Raw genomic sequence first — 24207 nt, 5'->3', positions numbered from 1 at the left:
TGTAAAAGTGACAACTGAGAAAAGCTATGATGAACGATATATCAGCCAAAAGCCTGCGTTAGAGGTTTTGCAAGGCTTGGGTTTTAACGTGATTACACCAGAGCAAGCTGAAGCTATGCGGGGCAGTCTTTATGATGTTTTGTTGAAAACGTTATTGAAAGAAAGACTAATGGAATTCAACTCGTATGAGTACAAGGGGATTACATATAAGTTCAGTCAGAATAATATTCAGCAAGCGATTCGGGATTTGGATGAGCCTTTAACGGATGGACTCGTCAAAACAAACGAGAAGATTTTTGAGACGTTAATGTTAGGTCGAAGCTACACAGAGTTTCTACCGGATGGATCCAAGAAATCATTTACGATTCAGTATATCGATTGGGATAACTTTGGGAATAACGTTTTCCAGGTGGTAGAGGAGTTTTCAGTTGAACGAATGGATGGGCGAGGGATAGTACGTCCCGATATTGTCCTGTTTGTAAATGGGATTCCTATTGTTGTCATCGAGTGCAAGAAGTCATCGATCTCGATGGAGCAGGGGATCAGCCAGATGATTCGAAATCAAGGGAAAGATTATGCTCCTCAATTGTTTAAGTTCGTTCAAATGGTAATGGCTACAAATAAAAACGAAACAAAGTATGCAACATGCAATACGCCTAAGAAATTTTGGTCGATTTGGAAAGAAGAGCGAGAAGAGTGGTTGGAAGGTTTGTTGGAAAAGACGGTAACAGATCGATTGCCAACGATGCAGGATCAAAACATCATCTCTCTGTTTCATCCTGAACGTCTATTGGAACTGAGTCGGTATTTCACTTTGTTTGATAAAGACGTAAAGAAAGTCACCCGTTACCAGCAATACTTTGCCATAAAAGAAATCATCAATACAATTCAGGAACGTGACGAGAGCGGCAATCGGCAATCAGGTGTCATTTGGCATACCCAAGGTTCCGGTAAGAGTTTGACGATGGTGATGCTTGCCAAATACATTCTTTCTGAGTTGGTTAAGTACAATCCAAAAGTTGTTGTTGTGACGGATCGGGTTGAGTTGGATAAGCAAATTCATAAAACCTTTAACCATACTAGACTAAAAGCGAGTCGTGCTGCTTCCGGTACTCACCTAGTTGATTTGATTAATGACAACAATGCGGATATTGTAACGACACTTGTACATAAATTTGATACCGCATCTACAAAGCAAAAGCCCGTGGAATCAAGGGACATCTTTATTTTGGTCGATGAATCTCATAGAACTCAGTACGGGGAATTACATATCAAGATGAAGAAAGTGTTTCCCAACGCATGTTACCTTGGCTTTACAGGAACACCGCTGATGAAAAAAGAGAAAAGTACGATGGTCAAGTTTGGGAAACTCATCCATACTTACACTATTGCTGATGGGGTGAGAGATAAGGCTATTGTTCCCCTTCTGTACGAAGGGAAAATGGTTGATCAGACCGTTAATCAAAAAGCCATTGATGCACGTTTGGACATGATAACTCGAAATCTAAATGATAAACAAAAAGATGAAGTGATGAAGAAGTGGAGTCAATTTGAACGAATTGCTTCCTCGAATCAACGGATTAGCATGATTGCCTTTGATATTAATCAGCACTTTGTAGACAACTATAAGACGCAAGGAAGCCAGTTTAAGGCTATGTTTGCGACAAATAGTAAAATCGAGGCTATTCGTTACTTAGAGTCATTTGAAGAACTTGATGACCTTAACTGTGCTGTCGTAATTTCTCCGCCGGATCAAAGGGAGGGGTATGAAGCTGTTGATGAGGTTTCCAAGGATAAGGTGCAAAGTTTTTGGAAGCGTATGATGGATCGTTATGGTGACGATGAAGCCTATGAAGATGCGATCAAGGAAGAATTTATTCATGGCGATGAAATTGATCTGTTAATCGTGGTAGACAAACTACTCACAGGCTTTGATGCACCAAGAGCAACTGTTTTATATATTGATAAGCCGATGAAGGAACATACTTTACTTCAAGCGATTGCCAGGGTAAACCGCTTGTATGAAGGTAAAGATTATGGTTTTATCATTGATTATAGGGGGCTTTTGGTAAGGCTTGACCAAGCAATGGAAATGTACTCTGGAGCTGGTTTGGAAAACTTTGATCCAAACGATCTAAAAGGTGCCATCTATGATGTAATCAGCGTTATCGGTTCATTAAGGCAGTATCATTCGGATCTTCTCCAAATCTTTGCACCTATCAAGAATAAGCAGGATACTGAAGAGTATGAGGTTTGGCTAGAGGACGAAGAGCGTCGTGAAGAATTTTATGGCGTTCTAAGCAAGTTTGCTCAAAATCTTGGGATAGCGTTAGAATCCGAAAAGATCTATAATGCACTTCCGCTTGAAGAACTGAAAAAGTATAAAGGGGATTTGAAATTCTTTCAGGAACTTCGCAAAAGTGTAAAGCTAAGGTATTCAGATTCAATTGACCATAAAGAATACGAAGCAAAGATGCAGAAGTTAATGGATAATTACATTTCCGCTGAGGAAATTATTCGCATAACGAATCCAGTGGATATCCTGAATGCAAAAGCGTTTGAAGAAGAATTAGAACGATTAGACTCTAAACGAGCTAAGGCTGACGCTATTCGGACTCGCTTGACGAAAAGTATTAATACCAAATGGGACGAAAATCCCGCGTATTATAAAAAGTTTTCAGAACGCATTAAAGAGGCGATTGAGGCTTATAAAGAACAGCGGATATCGGAAGCTGAATACCTGCAAAGAATGAATGACATCAAGAAGGATTATCAGAATGGTGAATCATCAGCGGATTATCCAGATTCGATTAAAAAGAATTCTAATGCCCAGGCTTTCTACGGTGTGACAAAGGATATATTAAGTGAAGTCCTACAAAACAGCTTAAATACTGATATAATTGCCGAATTGTCTTTGAGGATGGATGAAATTATACGAATTCACACTAAGGTTGATTGGCATGATAATAATCAGGTACATAATCGCATTGCACAAGAGTTGGATGACCTTTTTTTTGATTTTTCAAAAAACCAAAATCTCAACTTGAGTCTCGATATTATTGATAAGATTATCGAACAGATCAAGACGGTTGCTTTACGTCGTTATTAAGGTTGTGACATCATGGAAAAGCATCAGATTCGATATGGTGATAAGACAATTGAGTTCATTGTAGAGCGGAAGCATGTAAAAAACGTCAATCTCAACATCAAGCCGGATATGACGGTCATGGTATCCGCTTCAGAGAAAGTCCCCTTGGATTTCATATATGACTTTGTGAAAGGAAAAGGTGCCTGGATTTTAAGGAATGTAAAAACTTTTGAGGGCGTCCAGCCGTATAAACAAAGCGAGCGTGAATATGTCAGCGGAGAGTCGTTTAAATACTTAGGCAAACAGTATCGGCTACGAGTAAAACAGACAGATGCAGAAGAGGGAGTAAAATATTATAGGGGTTTCGTTTACCTATATGTAATGGATACTGCCAACCATATCAAGAAGACGAAATTGATGGAGGAATGGTACTGCAATAAGGCTAAGAAAGTTTTTGAAGAATTATTAAACAAGCTGTATCCTATCGTGCAAAAGTACGGCATTTGCAAGCCTTCCATTGACATGCGTGTCATGAAAGCACGTTGGGGATCAGCTTTGCTCGATTCACAAACGATTCATTTAAATACAGAGCTAATTAAAGCACCAAAACATTGTATTGAATATGTAATCCTGCATGAACTTATCCACTTCAAATACAACGATCATAGTGACAATTTTTATAATATGCTATATTCGCTTATGCCGGACTGGGTTAAACGGAAAAAAATATTAGATGAGGAGATCGTCAGAGAATTGTAAGCTAGAGGAAACAGTTTAGAAAAAAGTGATTGAAACAAAAAAAGGGCAGGTGCCGCGGCAACCTGCTCTTTTCTTACCGAATGCATGATTCAATTATTTCCAATGACACTTTAGGGAGTTCAGATTTTCTGGTAGAGTAACATTTAAAGACACAATTGTTAAATTCCTTTTCCGCAAACTCGTTTGCAAGGTCGGAAAAGCATTTCTGGAAACATCTTCTATTACGGCACTATTATACATTTTCAGGCTGCGATGTCTTCGCGGCTGATTAAGCAACATTGGCATCAAATACAACGCCTCGGGCATTACTCCTTACTACCTCAGCCTTCAAGCCGTCTTCGGTCATTCCAGACCAGTTTCCCTGTATGCAAATTCCCTATTAAGCATTGGATATTCATCTGGCTTCTGAATAAACAATATTTCGCATATATCGCGTCCAGCCAAACCTTTATTATCATCATCGAATATGAAAATGTGAATTTCTGTAATATAAAGCTTCTGCGGTTCCGGTTTTTGTTTGAAGTCAAGATGATTGTGAGGATTAAGCTCTGAGATTTCAGCATAATTGAGCTTCTTAGCATTTTTAATTACACGAGACTTGTTTGGTTGATAAAACTGCTGTTTCAATCTGGCACCGACATTCTTCGATTTTCCTATGTAAAGGATTTTTTCGTTTATCTTATCCTTTTGATGGGCAAGTCCTTCGATATAAAAATCGTCTCCAGGTATCCCCTTTATGATGTAAACTCCAACATGACCATTGTGTATACTCTCTATTTTCTTGATCTCACCTTCAAGCCTTATCCAACTTGTATTAATAAGATAATTTTGGTAATCGATTGGATCACTTATTTCAGATTTTCCCTTGCTTACGATTGTTGCCAATATGTCTTTCAGTTCCTCTTTAGAAAACATGTTATCCTCCAAATCGCTTGATAGGAACATAATACCAATTTTTCACTTCCATTAACATAGGTTTAGCCATTTTTCACAGTGTAAGGTAACCTCGTTATGAGGAGTGTAAATTCGCATAACAAAGCCTAGTAAAAAGCTTAAAATTTAATAGGACTAATGGTATAATCAGGAAGTTAAAGGAGGGGGACTATTTGACGGTAGGCAATATGATTACGTTAGGGATAATGGCAGTTGTGCTTATTGTCGGCATCATTTACATGGTGAGTCACTTTAAAAATCATCAGCGTGAGGAAGGTATTGCTGATTCCATCATCATGTTCGGAGCTGAGATTATTGCTACGTCATTCGGAACATTGGATGATAAGATATTTGCTTTTCTTAGCCACAAAGATGTAGATACGAATTATGCTCAATTGATTTCTGGATTTATCTTGATTGGGATTGGTTTATTTCTCATGTTTCATAGTAAAAACAAGATGTACATTCTAAATCTCAATGGGATGTTTCATGATCGTAGAATTGACAATCATCATAAAGAAGTGGGCTTGAGTCCTTTTCAGTTCAAAGAGAAGGAAGTTGATTTTGTCCGTTTGTATAAAAAAACGATGACCGCTGAGGTAGCCAGCGAAATCGTTGAAGAAATCAAGCACAAAGTTGAAGTATTTAAACAAGAAAGCAAAGATAAGAAACGAGGCTATACGGGGATTGCATCGATTCCGTTTGTCTTGCTTGCCGGAAAATACTTCGAGCGTTCGATCATGAATGAGTATTTCGAGTACGATAAGTTTCAGCAAGTCTACTACCGACTTACTTCCCAAAGCCGATTCCTAAATTTAACTCTAGCCCAAAATGATTCGATTACTCGTCTACAATCAACGCAATGTGAGGAAATTGCTATCGCAATCAGCATTACTGCTTCAATTAGCGATGAGCAATTAGCCCAGTTTACATGTCCTCACGTCCATTTATCTGTATCTAATCCAGACGATAATCTAATAAAACATAATGAACAATTGCGATCGTATGTGAAGACGGCACATGACGTTTTGAAAGATGCTCATGGCAAACTGTCAAATCTGAAAAAAATCCATCTCATTATTTCATCTCAAAGTTGTTTTGCATTTGAACTCGGTCAGTTGATTGAAGATACAAGAATGCCTATGGTCATAAGTTATCAATACTACGCCCAATCGGTACCGAAATATCCATGGGGCATTATTATTAACGGCGACCAAAAAGGCAACTTTGTGCAATCATAGAAAAGGAGGCAAAAGGATGTCTACAAGTATGTACAATGCAAGCTCAAAGTTTAATACGTTCTACAATGACCATGTTGTGCTTTCTGCCACGGAACAATCGAATTTACGAGAGAAGAAAGACCTCAATATCGAACGATTGGAGTCTGGACTAGCCGAATATAATACGGATAACAAAACCACTCATAAGCTAATTGACCATAAAGTTCAGGGAAGTATGGCTATGAGCACAATCGTACAAAATGAGGAAAATGAATACGATATTGATGTAGCCATAATTTTCAACAAAGATAATCTTCCCGACGGAACCATAGCAACAAAAAATATTATCGTAGATGCATTAAAGCGAAAATGCAAAAGGTTTAAAACCGAGCCAGAAGCAAAGACCAATTGTGTTCGTGTTGAATATGCGGATGGATATCACATTGACTTTGCGGTTTACCGCAAATCACAAGATGAAGATGGAAATGATGTCTACGAACATTGTGGAAGCGACTGGCGAAAACGGGATCCAGAAGTAATTACGAACTGGTTCAATAAAAGCAATAAAGATAATAGTGGGAATGTTCGTATTGTTGTTCGACTGCTTAAAATGTTTTGTAAATCAAGAAGCGGATGGTCAATGCCTGGTGGACTCATTCAATCTGTACTTGTTGAAGAATGCATTCAGTCAAAAGACAGAATCGATGAAACCTTCTATTACACGATAAAAAAAATACGAGATCGACTTGAAGACGATAAAGAAGTGTACAATCCGAAAGATACCGAAGCAAGTTTGCTATTGAATGCCAAAGACCATCAGAAAGTTAAGAATTTGCATACCCGATTAAAAAGCTACATCAGTAAGCTGGATGTGTTGTTTAAAAACGATTGCACTGAAAATCAAGCCTTTTCAGCATGGAAAGAATTCTTCAATCATACCTATTGGGGAGAACTCGTTACGGAGTCTTCTGAAAATAGGACAAAACTTGCAAAAAGTATGTATGGTAACTATTCTGTAGAGATTACAACAATGGTCGAGTGGCATCCTGACGAATATATTCCACTCAATGAAGTATTGGGTCCTCTTCCAAAAGGTAAGAGAATACGCTTCACTGCCAAGCCAAATTTCTTCGACTTTTCTAAAGTTGAGTGGGAAGTAAGAAATGATGGTGATGAGAGCTTGGAAAAGGACGACCTTGGACATTTCTCTGAGGGAGTCAGCGTAACAGAAAACACAGCATACAGAGGTGTTCACAAAATGATTTGTCGTGTTTATCGGCATGGCGTTATCGTATGCGAAGATGATGTAAGAATTCAGATTAAATAAGCAATCATCTTACAAACAAGAAATAAGTTTGTCCGATCTGTTCATCATATCAGCCACCATAAAGGGGGATTGTGAGTGAGGTGTAAAGTGATTAACGGGTATGCAGAAATCGGTGACGTTGTGACGATCATTAGTTATGGGGACGAGGAACGATACTTATATAGAGTGACCGGATTTCAGAATTACGGGGGGACTCCTCAAATAAATTACAGAAAAGTCATTCCTTCGTCTTTAGAGTTTTTCCCCGAAATGGTCGGTTCATGGATGGATTTTAGTGAGGCACAGACCGAACTGAAGATTATACAAAAACAAAATAATGAGATGAGTTCGAGATTGTCGGCGGCACGACTAGCCTTGTTCCGTTGGAAAAGACGGTTGTTGTATTTCTTGGGGGTTTAAGAAGAAGAAGGAGAAGCTCTTTACCAATTCTAGTTAGTTGGATATAATTAAGAGAAATCAGATAGCATCGTTGAAAAGCAGATTGGGGAAACCTAGTTTGCTTTTTTTATTTTAATGGATGGAACCAACACGAAGGGGATGAATGAGAAGTGGACGAGCTGGAATTTGAATTACAAGAAGAAATCAAGCTTCCTCAAAAGGGGGGGAGATTGTTTCAGGAAACTAGTAATTACTACGAGTTTGCTCATTTCGGATGGGGGTTAAAATCGAGTTTTTACGGTTATATCAGAGGCTATAAAGAGGTAAGTGATAAAGCCGTAGAATATGCAGTACAATCAAAAGATATAGCGATTTTGGATACTCATGTTTTTCCGATCATATTTAATTATCGACAGTTTTTAGAGCTGTCATTGAAATCATTATACTTGGATTACTCAAGTGATCCTATAATTGAGAAAATAGCAACATTAAAAAGTGCTAGTCATGACCTCATGAAAATGTGGCAGAAGCTAGAGCCGATGTTACTCAATCTTTATGCTGGTAAAGAAAATAAGGATATGGTCAATACCGTTAAATCTTATGTTAAACAATTTCATGATACCGATAGATCTTCATTTAACTTTAGGTACCCAATTACAAAAGACATGGTTCCGGTTTTTAAAACAGAAGAGAGATACGACCTTGTTAATTTAAAAAGCAGGATACAAGAGTTAAGCAATTACTTTGATGGTGTGGATGGACAATTAGATTATTTGAAATCTTGCCAGGAGGACCAAGATGCTTACAGAAGGGAAATTGAAGCCGAAATGAGAGCGATTCAAGCAGAGTACGAAGCTGAAGCTCGTGCCGAATATGAGGCTGAAGCAAGGGCTATTCAGGCTGAATATGAAGCTGAGGCGAGAGCGGAGTATGAAGCCGAAGCAAGAGCGATTCGAGCAGAGATAGAAGCAGAAATAAGGGCTGAGTATGCGGCTGAAATGAGAGCGAATATGGAAAGGGAATAATGCCCATTTACACACCTTACAAATTATATCGATGATGTCTTGGGGTACAAGGCACCAGAAAAAGAAAAACCAAATAAAGCGTACCAATTCATCAATGACAATTGGGCTGATGATTGGGCGAACATTTCTGTCGCCTAGTAAATTATTTTAGAGGATGTATTCCAGGTTTCATTTAAGCTACACTCCACACCTTCGATGGAAACGATCAACAAACCTCCGCAACCATCGCTAACATAGATAATTGACTGAATTAATGGAATAACACAGTTACAGATGCAAAGGAAACGAGGGGGTATGGGGTATCATGCCTACAAAGCAAAGCCTTATCGATGCCATCGCGGATGCTCTTGCCGTACAACAAAAAGACTATATGATTGGAGATGCTTGTGACTCACTGAACTTGGAGCCTACTGATTACAACCCAAGTATTAGTAAAAGAGTATACGTTAGGAAGCGGCTCAGAAACAAAGATATCTCCGAACTCCTAAAAATAGCGGATAAGGTTTTGATGGATTATGGAGATACAAATGAGCGAATCTTAGAAAAAGAGGTACAATTACATCGAGGACAATTCGGCAATGTTGAGCAGATTATTTTTGCTTCCAATCAAAAACCAGATATTACTTTTGACTTGATTAATCATAAGTTAAACATAATTAATGCCAATGGGAGTCTGATTTTTGATAGACAAATTTTGCAGTCAGAAGGACTTTATTTACAAGATTTACTGGACTGGTGGCAACCCATCGGAAATGGTAGTAGTTTATACAATCGCATGTTAAGTTCAATCCAGAGTGACCCAGAAGAATTATTCTATGCTACATATTACAGGCACTTTCGCCCCCTACTCGGCGATAAGTTACCAGCATTGTTACCACAAGTACATTTTAACTACGACCCAAAAACAATAAAACAATTGGGTGGCCAAAGACGCATTACTCAGAGGATGGACTTTCTTATGTTCCTTCCTAACAAACGAGCCATTTTTGAGATCGATGGAATTCATCACTACAGTGTTGTAGGGAATGGTGGAAAGCCAACACCTAATCCCCAAGAATACGCCAAAATGGTATCTGAAGATCGAATGTATCGATTAGCAGGATATGATGTGTTTAGATTTGGAGGTTATGAATTTATTGATAACCAGATAGCAGAAAAAATGATTATAGATTTCTTTAATGATTACTTTAGTGGAAATAAAATACATTAGATAAATAAAGGCTAAGGAACTTCTTTCCGCAAAATATTCAGTCATAATCGATTTGCTTCAACGTAAATGATCTTTATAAGAAAGGACAAAGCCAAAGTTGCCGCGGCAACTCTGGCTTTATCCGTACATAGGATCTCATCTCGATTTATATTGGGAATATTTATTTCAGATACATCGAATAGATATCTAGTACATTCTCTAAGCCTTCAAATAGCTCAATTGCTTTTGGATTTCGCCGATTGTTGTACCTGTTACGCTTTGTAGGAGATATAGAATTTGTATTGGCATTTTGAAAGTAGTCAGATGGTAGATCAAATGCATCTATTATCTTTTTGACAAACATGCCTAAACGTGAGTTAGGGTAATCAGGGTTAAGCAGTTTGTCAATTTCAGCTCTGGGGATTCCCGCCAGTTTTGATAAACTGAGTCTGGAATAACCTCTTTGTCGCATAAAAGCTATTATGTTTTTTGCAATAATGTCTCGATGTTCGAAAATGTCAGCATCCATTATAACACCACTGCATTCTCGCAAAAATTATTCAATCAAAGTAGAATGCTTCGCAGATCATTAGCAAGTGATTTTGAACCATTTAACCCTTTTAGGTATCGTAGTGGACCGTTTACAGACCAATCGAGCGATTTGAGTTTATTGATGCTTTTTTGAACACTTTGAAAATCAATTTGTTTGCGGGTTTCGTGTTTGCTTTTGAGTAGCAACTCCTTTCCGGCTAAAGATAAAGCTTCTAGGCAAACAATATGTGAAAGTCTATACTCATTATAATCGTTCCATTCTTCAGTAAGAAGCTCCTGGATACTGCGGAAATATGTTAAAGCTATGTTGAGTTTCTCCTCTTTTGAAAAAGAAGAGATATTCGAATCATTCGTTAAAATATGCAACAGCCGATATATATTTTGCAGTGTCACATGCCTACCCTTTGAACGCTTTCCGGTGATTGTACCAATATGGTGAAAGGGGCTTTCTTTTCTTATCATCAATTCTGTGGCAACCCAGCTAAGCTCATCCGAATCCCTGCGGAGATATTTGCTTAACGATAGTCCAATTGCCTTGCCTTTAGTGTTAATAGTATCAAAAACTCGGATCTCCTCATCCTCGTCAAGAAAGTGGAATGCTAAAAATGGAATGTTAATCTCCGAATTTGTCTCTTGAGAATAGATTTGTGCTCCCCTTTCACGATGTTGCCCATCCATTAGCGATGCTTTCGCTCTGCATAACAGCCTTCCAAAATTAGGTCTTTCCTTATCGTATGGGACAAATTCCCATTCAGATGCGGCGTTTAACAGAATTGGTGGAAAAAGTGCATCATCGCCTTTTGATAAATATTTTGCAAAATCGATGCAACGTTTTTTATCAACGGGTCGTTGATATCCTTTTCCCATGACCATATCATATGCTTTTACATACAGTAATTCTTTACTTATGGAAGTAAGAAATGAACCTTGGTATAATACTTTTCCACGCATTTTGCTCATCAGAATATTTTCGATAACCTTTTGACTTGTCAACTTATTCATATGAAAACCTCCATTTCTATATCTTGTAACTCAATAATAGATCTTATATGATCTAATTTCAAACGGAAATATATGTTATAAGTGAGTTTAAGTTTAGGGTATACTTGCCTACTCTAAAAGAGGGGTGAGTTCTTGAAAAATCTGTTGACTATAGTCGGTGACCGTATCAGGTTCTTAAGGAAAAATCGGGGTTTAACACAGGAGAAACTTGGAGAAAAAGTGGATCTTCCACAGTCCTATATAGGCGGCATTGAGCGTGGCGAAAAGAACATCTCTTTGGAGACATTAGAACGAATAGTTGATGCATTGGGGGTAGAGCCGTCAGATGTTTTGACAATCGGGAAGAAAAGTAACATGAAAGATGAAATATTGATCGACAAAATCGTTCTCCAATTAAATGATCGCAATCCGGCAGAGATTGAAATAATACACAACCTTATTACCGATGTTTTAAAGGCGTTCGATAAACGCAACAAAATAAAGTGAGAATTGTTCTCATTTCCAAACAATTCTTTGCAACCAATGAAAGAAGGACCGTACTAATGGATAATTTCGATGAAATTGCTCTCTCAAGAATCGCCACAATAATCAATAAAAAACGAATCGTCAGAACCCATAATAACGCAACATGGAATAGAATACTTTCAAACGCCGGACAAAGTGGGCTTTATGAGGCTTATAGTAGTCTTTTGAATCCTTATAGCTATAATGGATCATACCAAAATGAAAATCATAAATTTGATGAGTTTTACACTGCTATCAAAAATATCTTAAAAGCTGTTTATTCAAATGGGGAAAATACAGATAAGTTCGTAATACTGATAAGTTCTATTGTTGATGAAATGGATTTGATGGATCTGTTTGATGGAGATATTAACGAACTGATGCCTAGAAGATCCAGGGGATACTTTGATTCGCTAGATGATTACTTTAAGGACGTGTCGGATGAAGATGGTCTGAAGTTTATTAAGGAGAATGCTGTTACAGATTTTCGTGAATTTCTCCAAAATCTCCATATATTAAATCAGGATATTATTTTTACGAAAGGTAAATTGCAACTAAAACCTTTTACAGAACAAAGTAATACTCGAAATCCTTCTTTGTTGGTTGACTGGCTCAACGATTATTATCCAGAAATAGGGAGAGCATATAAAGAGGCAGTTGAAAACTACATCAATGGACAAGCGGTCCCATGTCTATCGAGTTGTCGTAACGTCATAACCGGAATATTCAGTGAGTTTAAAAATGACGGGAACAAATGGGTGAAGGGTCTGCAAAATCTTAGTACAGATAGAAACATCGAGAATGTAGTTACCCCCAATAATATAGTGCAGGGATCTGCTAATAAGAATATTGTATTTGATGATCAAACAAAACAGTTCAACTATCCGAGATTTACACTTTTCTACGATTTGTACTCCTTTACATCTGATCTTGGGGCACATAATACCGAGGCTCCCAAAATAAATGGTGTGCTTTATCCCGAAACTACCACATTAAACGATGCGTTGTTGGGACTAAGGATGACAGAAGATGTTTTAATATGGGTCAAAGAAAGACTTAAAACATACAGTAACTAAAAAATAAAAATGAATTTCATTTAAGATCGCAACCTCTAAAGAGGGGCGGTTTTTTTCTAAGTGTCTAGTGTTGAATAACTTTATTTTCAATCAATTATGAACACTTTTAATTATGCACACTTCGAAAAACCCTTATTTATCAACGTGTTTTGACCGATAATGGAATTATGTACATGTATTTTGTAAAGATAATGCACCGATATATGCGTGCTCCATACGGCTGTGGACGCGTACAATAAAGGCTATTCGATCGTCGTGCATGCCGATGCGGTCGCCAGCTTCAACGCGGCGGGTCATGCGTGGGCGCTGGAGCATTTCCGCGGCGTGCTCGGAGCGGAAGTGGTTGGAGAACGCCGCGAAGCGTAAGGACGATGAATTGATTAGGAACGTTAGACAGAGCCCCCGCCTCCCGGCTTGTTCGGGAACGAGGGTTCTTTGTCATGTGTTCTCGCTTCTGGGATGCAGGGGGGGATGCGGCAATCGGGAGGAAGATGCCTTGGACGATGGAACGCCGGCCCCATACGCAAATGATTTTTTAAAAGCGTCGGCATGCATGTCTGATGTCTGTGGAAAAGGGTGGAAATAACGATTGACAACTTTTGGGTGCCGGCAGTAAGATGATGTTGGAAAACGTTTGGGGCAAACGAAGCGCCGGTTCGCGGAAAGTGCGATCCGCCGCATCAAGACGGCGTGCCGCCGGACGATTGAATACCGGTTAAAGGAGCATTAGAGAAGGATGCCTAAGTTAAAGGACATCGCGCAGCATGTGGGAGTATCGATCTCTACTGTTTCCCGTGTCATCAACAACGATTCCTCGCGTCATATTAGCCAAGAGACGAAGGCGAAGATTTGGAGCGCGATCAAGGAGCTTGGCTACGAGCCGAACGAACCCGCCCGGCAGCTGGCGCGGAGAAGCGAGAAGGAAGCCGGTCAGCCGACGCGCCGCATCGGCTGCCTTGTGTCCGCTCCCCAGCATAAGTACAATCATCCGTATTTCTCGCCGATATTGGCCGGGATCGAGAAGAAGCTGACGGAGCTCGGTTATTCGCTTGCGTTCGTGCATACGCTGGAGGAGCTGCAGGGCGAATCCGCCGTGGGCAAGCTGACGGCTTCGCAAGTGGACGGCATCGTCATCGTCGAAGGGATTCCATCCGACTTGTATGCTTACATCAAGAAGACGATTCCCGTCGTCGTCGGGATCGATATTTCCGATCCGTCCGTGCCGGTCATTACGTACGACCGGGTGCAGGCGGCCAAATCCGCCGTCGCGCATTTGCTGGCGCAAGGCCATCGCAAGATCGGCTTTATCGGAGGTGCCGGGATGACCGGTGAGATCGAGCGCGAGAAGCGGTACCGCGGCTACCGGTACGCGCTGCAGGAAGCGGGGCTGGAAGCGGACCCGCGCCTCGTCATCAACGCCGGATGGGACGTGAATGAGAGCTACGGACAGATGGCCGAGCTGCTGCGGGAGGACCGTTCTTTATGGCCGACAGCCGTATTTGCGGCCAGCGACATGATGGCGATCTCGGCCATGCGGGCGGTCGCCGAGAAGAGGCTTCGCGTGCCCGAAGACATCGCTTTTGTCGGGCTGGACAACATCGAGGTATCGCAATTCACGTCGCCGCCGCTGTCAACCGTTCATGTACCCAAATTCGAAATGGGTGTCATGGCGGCCAAAGTGATGGTCGATCAAATGACCGACAGCCATCCGCTGCCGTTCAAGCTGTATATGCCTTTTGAACTGCTGGTCCGCCAGTCTTCGGATTATAATCCAAAGAAGGAGTAACGCATCGTCGAATATGTGATAGTAGCGGCCTGATCGCCGCTAGTATCCGTTTTTTTTCGCTTTTAGCCAAAAACACAATAAAATTTGGGCCCAAAAAATATAAGGGGAGTCGGTATCTATGGAGCCAATCAGAATCGGTGTCATCGGACTTGGCTGGCGTGCAGGCGTGTTGACGAAATATTGGCATCAGCCTGAAGGGAGATCGGTTGTCGTTGCCGGAGCGGACGTCGATCCTGGCCGTCTGGATAAATTTCGCAGCAAAATCAATCCGGAGGCCGATGTGACGTTGGATTACAAGGAGCTGCTGGAGCGGCAAGATATCGATGCAATCGTCATCATGTCGCCGGACCGCTGCCACGAAGAGCATGCTGTAGCGGCTCTGCAAGCGGGTAAGCATGTATACTGCGAGAAGCCGCTGGCCATCTCCGTCGAAGGCTGCGACCGGATCTTGGATGCTTGGACGCGATCGGGGAAAAAGCTCATGATGGGATTTAACATGCGGTATATGAACATGTACCGTACGATGAAGGAAATCATCGATTCCGGGGAGATCGGGGAAGTGAAGGCGATTTGGGTACGGCATTTCGTCGGTCTCGGGAGCGATTATTACTATCACAGCTGGCACGGGAGCTCACGTAACACAACATCGCTGCTATTGCAAAAAGGATCGCATGACATCGATATCATCCACTGGCTGGCCGGGCGGTATACGCGCCGCGTTTCCGCTTTCGGCGGGGTGGACTACTTTGGCGGAGACAAGCCGAACGATTTGACCTGTCCGGCCTGCGCCGAGAAGGCTCGCTGCCCCGAAGCGAGATTCGGTCCGCTAACGCAGTGCGCTTTTCGCGAGGAGGTCGATGTGGAGGATAACAGCATGCTGATCATGGAGCTGGAAGGAGGGATTAAAGCGTCGTATATGCAATGCCATTTTACCCCCGATTACCAAAGAAATTATACGATTATCGGCACCGAAGGAAGAATCGAGAACTCGGAGCCCGAGAACCGGGTGTACGTCAAATCCAGGCGCTCCGGCACGTGGCGCGACTTGTCCGACCGCATCTACGAGATCAAAGCGGCCCAAGGCTCGCACAACGGAGCGGACCCGAAAATTTGCGGCGATTTCATCGACATGATCGTTCACGGCACGGAACCGATCGCCTCGCCCGGAGACGGGCGGATGAGCGTGGCCGTCGGGTGCGCGGCTGCCGAGTCGATGCGGTCCGGCGGCCGGGTGGTGGCGATCAAGCCGCTGCATGAGCGCGTGCCGACGCAAGCCTTATAAAGTTAGCGCATGACCCATCAATCAATCGGGAGGGAATTGAGATGAAGATCACCTTTCTTGGAACGGCGGCAGCCGAAGGCATCCCATCGCCGTTTTGCGGCTGCGCCACCTGTCATCATGCCCGGGAACACAAGGGCGTCAATATCCGCAAACGGCAAAGTGTGCTGATCAATCGCGATTTGCTGGTCGATCTGGGACCTGATATATTCGCGTCTTGTGCAGCGCAGGGGATTTCGTTGATCGAGGTCCAATATTTGCTCATGACCCACAGCCATCTGGATCATTTCGATGCGACGAATTTGCGAATGAGGGCGAAGCCGTTCCGGATTGAAACCGAGCTTCCGGAAATGACGATGGTCGCGGGTCCGTCCGTGCTGACCAAGTGGGAGCTGTCGGGAGGAAGAGACCAGGAAGCAGGAATAAAGCGGGTGCCGTTTCTACCGGGCAACCAACTGCAGCTGCCGCCTTATTCGATTCAATCGATTGCGGCAACGCATAACTCGGCCATCGGCGACGCGATGAATTACATGATCTCTGACGGAGAGGTATCGATCTTATACGCTTCGGATACCGGCATGTATGCGGATTCGGTGTGGGATGACTTCAAGGGGAGGCGTTTCGACGCTGTCGTCATGGAAGCGACGTTAGGCGGCCGCCCGTCGGGGAGAGAGCATCTGAACTTCGCTGATCATCAGCTCATGCTGGATAAGCTGCGGAAGCTTGGGGCCGTGACGGACCGTACGGTTACGATCGCGACCCATTTTTCCCACCAAAGCATCGGACCGCACGAGGTGACGGAACGTATTTTACGAGGAATGGGCGTCACTTGCGCCTATGACGGCATGGTTGTGGATATTTCTGCAAGCAGTTAGCTCAGTTGAATGCCGATTTTCATCGATCGTCGAACCAATCCATGGAGGGATTCGAATGAAGTACATGAAGTGTTCGGTTTCATCGCTCTTACCGGTGCTTGCCGCTTCCGTCTTGCTGGTGTCCTGCAGCAGCGGCGGCGCGAATGCTCCTATATCGCCCAAGCCGGAGGCCGCGAATACGCCGCCTCCCAAATCGTCGGAACCGGCCAAAGTTGTCGCCTACTCGTATTGGCAGGAGTTTTCCGATGAGTATTGGGATAAGCTGCTCATTCAGCCATTGAAAAAGAAGTACCCCAATATCGATCTGGAAATTGTGAAGCCGGGCAAAAACGGCACGAAGAAGCTGGAAGAAATGATCGTCGCAGGCCAGACGCCGGACATCGTCATCAGCGATATCGGCACGGCGAAAGGCATTACCGACCTTGGCTTCAATTACGACATGACCCCGATGATTAAAAAATACGGCCTGGATTTGAGCAAATACGATAAAAGCACGATCGATTACGTCAAAACGTTCGGCAATAATGGCGAAATTTTCTCGCTCCCTTACTCCACCAACTTCATCGCGCTCTTCTACAACAAAGATATATTCGATAAATTCGGCGTTCCGTATCCGAAGGACGGCGTCACGTTTCCAGAGATCGTCCAGCTCGCGAAAAAGCTGACGAGAACCGATAACGGCACCCAATATATCGGGTTCGATCATAACAGCGTCCATTTCCTGGCAGGCGGCATTACAAGAGATTACTTTGATCCGAAAACCGGCAAAGCGAATATTTCCACCAAAGAATGGCGGATGGCGTACGATCTGCTCAGCGAGCTGATCGCGATCCCCGGCAACCGGTTTCCGCAGGATAAGGATAAAATTACGAGATGGCATAACGAGGACTTTTACAAGACGCAAATCGTCGCGATGTCCGGCGTGCCGAATTTGATCTCGGCGGGACTGCAGACGGTGCCGGACATGAATTGGGATATGACGGCGTATCCGGTGTTCGAAGGGTATCCGAAGACGGCGCAGGCGGCCGGCGGCTCCAGTCTGTTCATGAACCCGAACAGCAAAGTGCTGGATGCGGCGTTCAAGGTCGTCGCAACGGCGCTCTCCCAAGAGACGCAGCTGGTCATTTCGCGAAACGGCGGGGGACCGGTGCTGCTGACGAAAGAAACGATGGACGCATTCAGCGCCGATCTGCCGTATACGAAAGGGAAGAACGTGAAAGCTGCCTTTTATAACAAGCAAAATTGGCCGAAAAATCCGACCGTCTACGACGGAAACGCGCTTGGCATTGCGTATAACCACTCGCTTGACCTGTACGCCGGGAAGGACATCAACACCGTCATCCGCGAAACCGAAGAAGATATCGACAAACAGGTGGCGCAGTTGAAAAAGTAACGGCTTACGAATAACAAGGCAGCTGCGGATTCGTCCGGCAGCTGCCTTATCTTTTGCTGTGTGTGAAGGAAGCGGTAATGCAGCGCGATTCTACGCTTTGGCAAGCAGCGGAAACAACGGTCCATGAATCGGCTCGCCCGGCACCAAGCCTTGCTCGTTCGTCATCACATGACCTGCTCCGTTGTACGTTGTGCCGTCTTTCATGTAAATAATCGCCAGCACACGCCGCGGCTTGTCGGTCTCGTTGGCGTGAGCGTAGTGGAACGTCAATCCGTCGTGAAACGTGCAGCTTCCTGCCTTAAGCGGCACGACGACGGGCTGCTGCTTCTCCAGCTCCGTTCCTTTGACATACTCGAAGATATCAACGGGATTGGTCAGGCTTATATTTTTCAGCTTACCGGCCGTATGCGATTTCGGAATGAACATCATGCAGCCGTTTCGCTCGTCGACGTCATCAAGCGTAAGCCAAATCGAGAGCGCTCCCGTTTCGTTCATCGGCCATTTGACCGTATCCTGGTGCCATGGCGTCGGCTTGGAATCGCCCGGCATTTTCCAAAGCAAATGATCGTGGAACAACCGGATTCCGCTCGCTTCCGTCAACCGCAGCGCCATCGAAGCAAGGCGGGGATGAAGCGAATATTTGGCCATTCCTCCGTGGTCTCGCCATACGTTCACTTTTTGGTTCAATACTTTGTAGTAAGCGCCGCCATCCTGGTCCGTCTTAACGGCATGTTTCGATTGCGAGGTCATCGCCTCGTCCGCGAAATCCCGCAGCTCCTCCAGCTCCTCCGCCGTTAGGGCGTTGTCGATCTGTACGAAGCCGTTTTCCTTATAAAAATCCACTTTCTCCTGCGTTACCCACTGCTCTGTGTTCTCTGCCAATGCCATCGCATCCTCTCGAAGATCATGTCTGAATTCTGATCCAAGCATAGCATGCGGCGAAACGGTACACTTGGCGAATTTGCTGCAAAACTTAGGTTATTTTCTTTCCCGCTCAACGGCTCAAGGTGCTACAATAGGAATAAAATTCCTTGGACGGGTCGCAGCCGGAGGGAGAACGTTGATTTACTATACGAAAGAGCATTTTCTGGAAAGCCCGGATTTTCCGTTTCATATTACGCCTTACACGTTTCGCTCTAATGCGATTGCGCCGCATAGGCATGAATTCATTGAATGCGTTTTCGTGGCCGAAGGGGAGGGGGAGCATATTTACCGGGGGGAGTCTTACCCGATCGGCAAAGGCGATTTTTTCGTCATCGAGCCGCAGGCGGAGCACGGTTACCGGGTTACGGGCAGCGGGCCGATGGTGGTGTACAACGTGCTGTTTTTGCCGGAGCTGCTCCAGGCCGAGCTTCGCCAGCTGTCCCAGGTCACGCCGTTCATCCGTTTTTTTTATCTGGAGCCGCTGCTTCGCGTGCCTTCGGATTTTCAGTATCATTTGAAGCTGTCTGTGAACGAAGGGCTGGAGACCAAGTTTGTACTGGACCGGATCGTAGGCGAGTATAGGAAAAAAGAATTAGGCTACCGGCTGTGCGTCAAAGCGATGCTGATGGAGCTGTTCATCTCGCTGAGCCGCTGTTACGAGAAACGGATGTCCGAGCCGTTTACTGCCGTGCGGGACGAGAAAACCGTGATGGACTGGGTGTGCGAGTTCACGAAGCTGCATTACGCGCAGCCGATCATGATGGAGCAAATTTATCAGATGTGCGGCATGAGCGCTGCGGCTTTTACCGCCAAGTTCAAGCAGTACGCCGGGAAAACGTACACGGAGTTTCGCAACGAAGTGCGGATCGGCGTATCGTGCGAGCTGCTTCGCCATTCCGGCGATAAAATTATCCATATCGCGCAGGAGGTTGGCTTTAACGATTTGAGCCATTTCAATAAAGCGTTCAAGCAGATAACGGGCATGACGCCGGGACAGTACCGGTCGACGATGCGTGCGGCCGCCATGGGCTGATCGACTATTTCTTCGGATAAGGAGACGTGTGCTGAAATGAATGAATGGATCGTTGCTTCGCCTGACAATCAGGTGAGTCTCACATTTGCCGTCCGGCAGGCGCAGGATGGCGGGAATGCGATGGTTTATCGGGTCGCGTATAAGGGAGAATCGCTCGTGGAAGATTCCGCGCTTGGACTGGTACTGCAAGGTGCGGCTCCGCTGAGCCGCGATGTAACGGTGCTCGGTGTAGATACTCGGACGCATCGGGAGAGCTGGCAGCCGGTGTACGGGGAACGAAGCCGGATTGTCGATCATTTCACGGAAATGACCGTTGCGCTGCTAGAGACGCAAGGGGAGGGACGGCGTCTTGCGCTTCGGTTTAGAGCCTACAATGAAGGCGTCGCGCTGCAGTACCACATTCCGGAGCAGGAGCAGGTACGGTCGTTTGTCATCGAAGAAGAGCTCACACAGTTTGCTTTCGCGCCGGACAGCACGATCTACGCGGAATATTGGCCGGAGGACGAGTATCATCCGATCCGCGTGCGGGAGCTGGAGAAGCGGACGGAGCGTCCGCTGACCGTCGCATGTGCGAACGGCCCATATGCTTGCCTGCATGAAGCCGGGATGAATCATCATGCCAAGATGCTGCTTGCAAAAGACGAGCGGCGCCCGGATGTACTGCGTGCGTCGCTTGTCGGACCGACGAAGGGCGAGGCTCCTTTCGATACGCCGTGGAGGCTGCTGATTGTAGGCGACCGTCCGGGCGATTTGGCGGAACGCAGCGATCTGGTACTGCAATTGAATCGCCCTTGCGCGCTGGAAGATACTTCATGGATCCGGCCGGGAAAAGTCATTCGTGAAACGACGCTGACGACCCGTGGCGGCAAAGCATGCGTTCAGTTTGCCAAGGCGCATGGGCTGCAGTATATCGAATTCGATGCAGGGTGGTACGGAAGCGAAACGGACGATCGGGAAGATGCGACGACCGTATCGGTCGATCCGCAGCGGAAGCGGCCGGATTGGGATGGGCTGGATTTGCCGGAGGTGATTGCGTATGCCGCGGAGCACGGTATCGGGGTGTGGCTCTATGTTAACAGGCGCCACCTGGAGCGGCAGCTGGATGCGCTATTGCCGCTGTACGGCAGCTGGGGTGTGAAAGGAATCAAGTTCGGCTTCGTCAACGAAGGGCCGCAGGAATGGACGGCGTGGCTGCTCGAAGCGGTGCGCAAATGCGCCGAGCACCGGCTCATGGTCGATATTCATGATTACTACCGCCCGACCGGGTATGCGAGAACGTATCCGAATTTGCTGACGGTGGAAGGCATTCGCGGCAATGAGCATTTCCCTACGGCAAGGCATAACTGCACGCTGCCGTTTACCCGTTTCCCCGGCGGGCCGGGGGATTACACGATATGCTACTATACGAAACGGCTGAGCAATACGCGGGCGCATCAGCTTGCGATGAGCGTCATTGTGTACAGTCCGCTTCAGTTCGTATTTTGGTACGACCGTCCTGCCGATTACAACGGCGAACCGGAGGTTGAATTTTTTGAACGGCTGCATACCGTATGGGACGATACGAAAGTGCCGCTCGGAAGCATTGGCGAGTACGCGGCGATTGCCCGAAGGAAGGGGGAGGAATGGTTCATCGGCGCCATTACGAACGAGCGGGCCCGGGTCCTGGACATTCCCTTATCCATGCTGGAAAAGGGCCGGACGTACACGGCAACGATCTATGAGGATGATCTTGCGGCGGGGGATGGCAAGAAAGTTGCCATTCGTCGGTTGACCGTCGATTCGGAGACGCGGCTCCGGGCGGTTCTCCCGTCATGCGGAGGTCAAGCGGTTCATTTGGCACCGGTATAGGGTATTCCGACAAGGTGAAGAGATGCACGGCCGTGCCGAAGTTCGTTCATAACTCCTTCGGCAGGTCATGCATATACATGTGCTGGCAGTCCGAGCTGCGCTGGAGAGCTTTTTATCCTTCTCTTGCCGTTAAGTGGCTTTCTTGCAGCACGGTGGCTGCGACGTCGATCAGTTTTTTACGTTCGTTCATCGCTTGCGTGCGCATCATCTCATATGCTCGCGTTTCGCTGACGTTGTTTATTTTACTGAGAATGATTTTGGCGTGGTCGACCAGCTTTCGCTCTTCGAGCTTTTTGGACAAGAATGTGTATTCGCGTTCCAGGTGGAGCCGCCTGTGTCCGTTTTTGACGCCGAGCAGGATGGACCAATGCAGTTCGTTATCATTCATGCCGCAGCAAAGGATGCCGTCCAGCTTCTCGTGCGGCGCCGTCGTGGCCGGCTTGCGCTCCTCGCACCACCAGAAATACGGAAGAACGAAATGCTGGTTCGCTTCGTACAGCCACGGCTTCAGCCGGCATGCCGGAACATCGAGTACGATCATGTCGAAGCGCATATGCTTGGCCGCTGCCATACTCCCCGCTTCAACCGATCTCACCTGAAAACCAAGATCCTTCAACCTAACTTCCACGCGGCATTTTGTTGTCGGAATATCATGAACATGAAGTATTTTCATAATATCATCCCCTCGGAGTCAAATTGTAAGATAGGTATATGTAAAATAATAACCGTGTGTTTTCGAAAACTCAATACTTAAATGTTATATAACATTACATTAAAATAACGGAATTCTATTCAAAGATAAATTAGTGTTATATATATTGACATATATGAGACACGGGGCTATAATCAAGTCAGACAACTGCATACGACAAAACGTCAACAGCGACGGTTTGTTCCGGCAATGGGGCCGCTTCTATCTTGAATGGGAAGCGGCTCTTTGTGTTTTTCACCGTCACTTGTCCCTTTTCATTATCGAACGCAAGGAGTGATCCGTTTGTACCGTCCGCAAATCGAAGTAGGCACTGGAAAACCGCAGTTTGCCGGAATTCATACGTTCATGCACCTTCCGCACGTTCAGACTTTGGACGATGTCGATTACGCAGTGATCGGCGTACCGTTCGATACGGGAGTAAGCTATGCCGTCGGCGCCCGATTCGGGCCATCGGCGATCCGCACGATGTCGCAGCGGGTCATTCCGATATCCCGCAGCCATAAGATCAATACGTCCGAGTACTTGTCGGGCATCGATTACGGCGATTTGAAAGTATATCCGGGTTACATTGAACAATCGTACCGGATTATCGAGGAGCAGTTGACGCCGGTTTTTGCCGCCGGCATCGTGCCGATCCTGCTCGGAGGCGACCACTCGTTTTCGCTGCCTCATCTGCGGGCGGCCGCCAAGAAGCATGGCCCGGTCTGTCTCGTACATTTCGATTCGCATTCGGATACGGGAAGAGGCCAGTCTCCCGAACGGATGTGGTCGCATGGCGCAGTATTCAGCTACGCGGTCGACGAAGGGCTGGTCGATGCAGAGCATTCGATCCAGATGGGGGATGCGTGGCAGCACGTACCGGGCCGACAGTCTCGACGAAGCGAGAGCGATGGGCTTCGAGGTGCTGACGACCGACGATGTCAAGGCGCTCTCTGTGGAGGAGCTGTGCGCCAAAGTGAAGAGCAAGGTCGGCGACCGGCCGGTGTTCCTCACCTTCGACATCGATTTCCTCGATCCGGCATTCGCACCGGGGACCGGCACGCCGGAGGTCGGCGGGTTTACGACGTACGAAGCGCAGCGCATGCTGCGGGGGCTGGCGGGCATCCACTCCATCGGCTTCGATCTGGTCGAAGTGCTGCCGGACCGCGATTCCAGCGGCATCACAGCGCTGCATGCGGCCAACATCGCCTTCGAGTTCGTCGCGCTGCTGGCAGCCAGACGCCGGATGGAAGAGGTTCCTGCAGCAGGCAGCACGATTCCGTCTGCGCCATGACCGCAGCAATCATCGATAATTCCCAAAATCC

20 protein-coding genes and 2 pseudogenes are annotated in these 24207 nt (G+C 45.6%); 17 read left to right on the top strand and 5 right to left on the bottom strand.

All coding sequences use genetic code 11. The annotated features are described in order from the left end of the window. Positions 1-7: 7 nt before the first annotated feature. Entirely contained in the window at positions 8-3109 is a 3102-nt protein-coding gene (locus KXG62_RS06540; RefSeq protein ID WP_218091132.1) for a type I restriction endonuclease subunit R, read from the top strand. A gap of 12 nt (positions 3110-3121) precedes the next feature. Continuing rightward, positions 3122-3847, top strand: a complete 726-nt coding sequence (locus KXG62_RS06535) for a M48 family metallopeptidase (RefSeq protein WP_218091131.1) — start codon at positions 3122-3124, stop codon at positions 3845-3847. Positions 3848-4189: 342 nt separating this feature from the next. Here the strand turns inward: KXG62_RS06535 and KXG62_RS06530 are convergent, their stop codons facing one another. Next, the gene (locus KXG62_RS06530) at positions 4190-4762 is read right to left on the bottom strand and encodes a hypothetical protein (RefSeq protein ID WP_218091130.1); all 573 of its coding nucleotides are present in this window, start codon (positions 4760-4762) and stop codon (positions 4190-4192) included. Between the two features lie 191 nt (positions 4763-4953). Between KXG62_RS06530 and KXG62_RS06525 the strand changes: the two genes are divergently transcribed. The 4 genes from KXG62_RS06525 (at position 4954) to KXG62_RS06510 (ending at position 9940) form a co-directional block, all read left to right on the top strand. Beyond that, positions 4954-6021: an SAVED domain-containing protein gene (locus KXG62_RS06525; protein ID WP_218091129.1), complete on the top strand. Its 1068-nt coding sequence runs from the start codon at positions 4954-4956 to the stop codon at positions 6019-6021. Positions 6022-6037: 16 nt separating this feature from the next. Then, on the top strand, positions 6038-7327 hold the full coding sequence (locus KXG62_RS06520) for a cyclic GMP-AMP synthase DncV-like nucleotidyltransferase (RefSeq protein ID WP_246627320.1): 1290 nt from the start codon (positions 6038-6040) through the stop codon (positions 7325-7327). Between the two features lie 548 nt (positions 7328-7875). Beyond that, positions 7876-8730, top strand: coding sequence for a hypothetical protein (locus KXG62_RS06515; protein WP_218091128.1), 855 nt, complete (start codon positions 7876-7878; stop codon positions 8728-8730). Positions 8731-9034: 304 nt separating this feature from the next. Next, entirely contained in the window at positions 9035-9940 is a 906-nt protein-coding gene (locus KXG62_RS06510; RefSeq protein ID WP_218091127.1) for a hypothetical protein, read from the top strand. A 160-nt stretch (positions 9941-10100) separates the two neighbouring features. Here KXG62_RS06510 and KXG62_RS06505 read toward each other — a convergent pair whose 3' ends face one another. After that, a complete protein-coding gene (locus tag KXG62_RS06505; RefSeq protein ID WP_218091126.1) occupies positions 10101-10448 on the bottom strand; it encodes a hypothetical protein in 348 nt (115 codons plus the stop codon). A gap of 35 nt (positions 10449-10483) precedes the next feature. Continuing rightward, positions 10484-11473: a DGQHR domain-containing protein gene (locus KXG62_RS06500; RefSeq protein ID WP_218091125.1), complete on the bottom strand. Its 990-nt coding sequence runs from the start codon at positions 11471-11473 to the stop codon at positions 10484-10486. 132 nt (positions 11474-11605) lie between these two features. Between KXG62_RS06500 and KXG62_RS06495 the strand changes: the two genes are divergently transcribed. From KXG62_RS06495 to KXG62_RS06465, 7 genes and pseudogenes are all read left to right on the top strand, one after another. Continuing rightward, positions 11606-11959: a helix-turn-helix domain-containing protein gene (locus tag KXG62_RS06495; RefSeq protein WP_218091124.1), complete on the top strand. Its 354-nt coding sequence runs from the start codon at positions 11606-11608 to the stop codon at positions 11957-11959. A gap of 56 nt (positions 11960-12015) precedes the next feature. After that, positions 12016-13053, top strand: a complete 1038-nt coding sequence (locus KXG62_RS06490) for a hypothetical protein (RefSeq protein WP_218091123.1) — start codon at positions 12016-12018, stop codon at positions 13051-13053. Between the two features lie 192 nt (positions 13054-13245). Then, positions 13246-13419 (top strand): annotated as a pseudogene (locus KXG62_RS06485) (cysteine hydrolase family protein); the annotation flags it as partial. A 370-nt stretch (positions 13420-13789) separates the two neighbouring features. Then, entirely contained in the window at positions 13790-14839 is a 1050-nt protein-coding gene (locus KXG62_RS06480) for a LacI family DNA-binding transcriptional regulator (protein ID WP_218091122.1), read from the top strand. A 118-nt stretch (positions 14840-14957) separates the two neighbouring features. Beyond that, positions 14958-16121, top strand: a complete 1164-nt coding sequence (locus KXG62_RS06475; protein WP_218091121.1) for a Gfo/Idh/MocA family protein — start codon at positions 14958-14960, stop codon at positions 16119-16121. A 41-nt stretch (positions 16122-16162) separates the two neighbouring features. Next, a complete protein-coding gene (locus KXG62_RS06470) occupies positions 16163-16993 on the top strand; it encodes an MBL fold metallo-hydrolase (protein ID WP_218091120.1) in 831 nt (276 codons plus the stop codon). A gap of 55 nt (positions 16994-17048) precedes the next feature. Then, on the top strand, positions 17049-18386 hold the full coding sequence (locus KXG62_RS06465; RefSeq protein WP_218091119.1) for an ABC transporter substrate-binding protein: 1338 nt from the start codon (positions 17049-17051) through the stop codon (positions 18384-18386). Positions 18387-18476: 90 nt separating this feature from the next. Here the strand turns inward: KXG62_RS06465 and KXG62_RS06460 are convergent, their stop codons facing one another. Next, positions 18477-19268 (bottom strand): phytanoyl-CoA dioxygenase family protein, encoded by a 792-nt coding sequence (locus KXG62_RS06460; RefSeq protein WP_218091118.1) that lies wholly within the window; start codon positions 19266-19268, stop codon positions 18477-18479. A gap of 178 nt (positions 19269-19446) precedes the next feature. On the opposite strand from KXG62_RS06460, the gene KXG62_RS06455 reads away from it, so the two are divergent. Both KXG62_RS06455 and KXG62_RS06450 read left to right on the top strand, forming a co-directional pair. Continuing rightward, positions 19447-20343: an AraC family transcriptional regulator gene (locus KXG62_RS06455; RefSeq protein ID WP_218091117.1), complete on the top strand. Its 897-nt coding sequence runs from the start codon at positions 19447-19449 to the stop codon at positions 20341-20343. A gap of 36 nt (positions 20344-20379) precedes the next feature. Continuing rightward, the gene (locus KXG62_RS06450) at positions 20380-22191 is read left to right on the top strand and encodes a glycoside hydrolase family 97 protein (RefSeq protein ID WP_218091116.1); all 1812 of its coding nucleotides are present in this window, start codon (positions 20380-20382) and stop codon (positions 22189-22191) included. A gap of 112 nt (positions 22192-22303) precedes the next feature. Here KXG62_RS06450 and KXG62_RS06445 read toward each other — a convergent pair whose 3' ends face one another. Further along, positions 22304-22864: an ANTAR domain-containing response regulator gene (locus tag KXG62_RS06445; protein WP_218091115.1), complete on the bottom strand. Its 561-nt coding sequence runs from the start codon at positions 22862-22864 to the stop codon at positions 22304-22306. A gap of 249 nt (positions 22865-23113) precedes the next feature. Between KXG62_RS06445 and KXG62_RS34510 the strand changes: the two are divergent. Both KXG62_RS34510 and KXG62_RS34505 read left to right on the top strand, forming a co-directional pair. Then, positions 23114-23683, top strand: a pseudogene (locus KXG62_RS34510) (arginase family protein); the annotation flags it as partial. Beyond that, positions 23598-24176 carry an arginase family protein gene (locus tag KXG62_RS34505; protein ID WP_343223438.1) on the top strand — a complete coding sequence of 193 codons (579 nt, stop codon included), beginning with the start codon at positions 23598-23600 and terminating at the stop codon, positions 24174-24176. The pseudogene KXG62_RS34510 and the gene KXG62_RS34505, both read left to right, overlap by 86 nt. Positions 24177-24207 lie beyond the last annotated feature (31 nt).

Source organism: Paenibacillus solanacearum (assembly GCF_910593845.1).
Classification (GTDB): Bacteria; Bacillota; Bacilli; order Paenibacillales; family NBRC-103111; genus Paenibacillus_G; species Paenibacillus_G solanacearum.
This window is presented reverse-complemented; position numbering and strand designations above follow the sequence as displayed.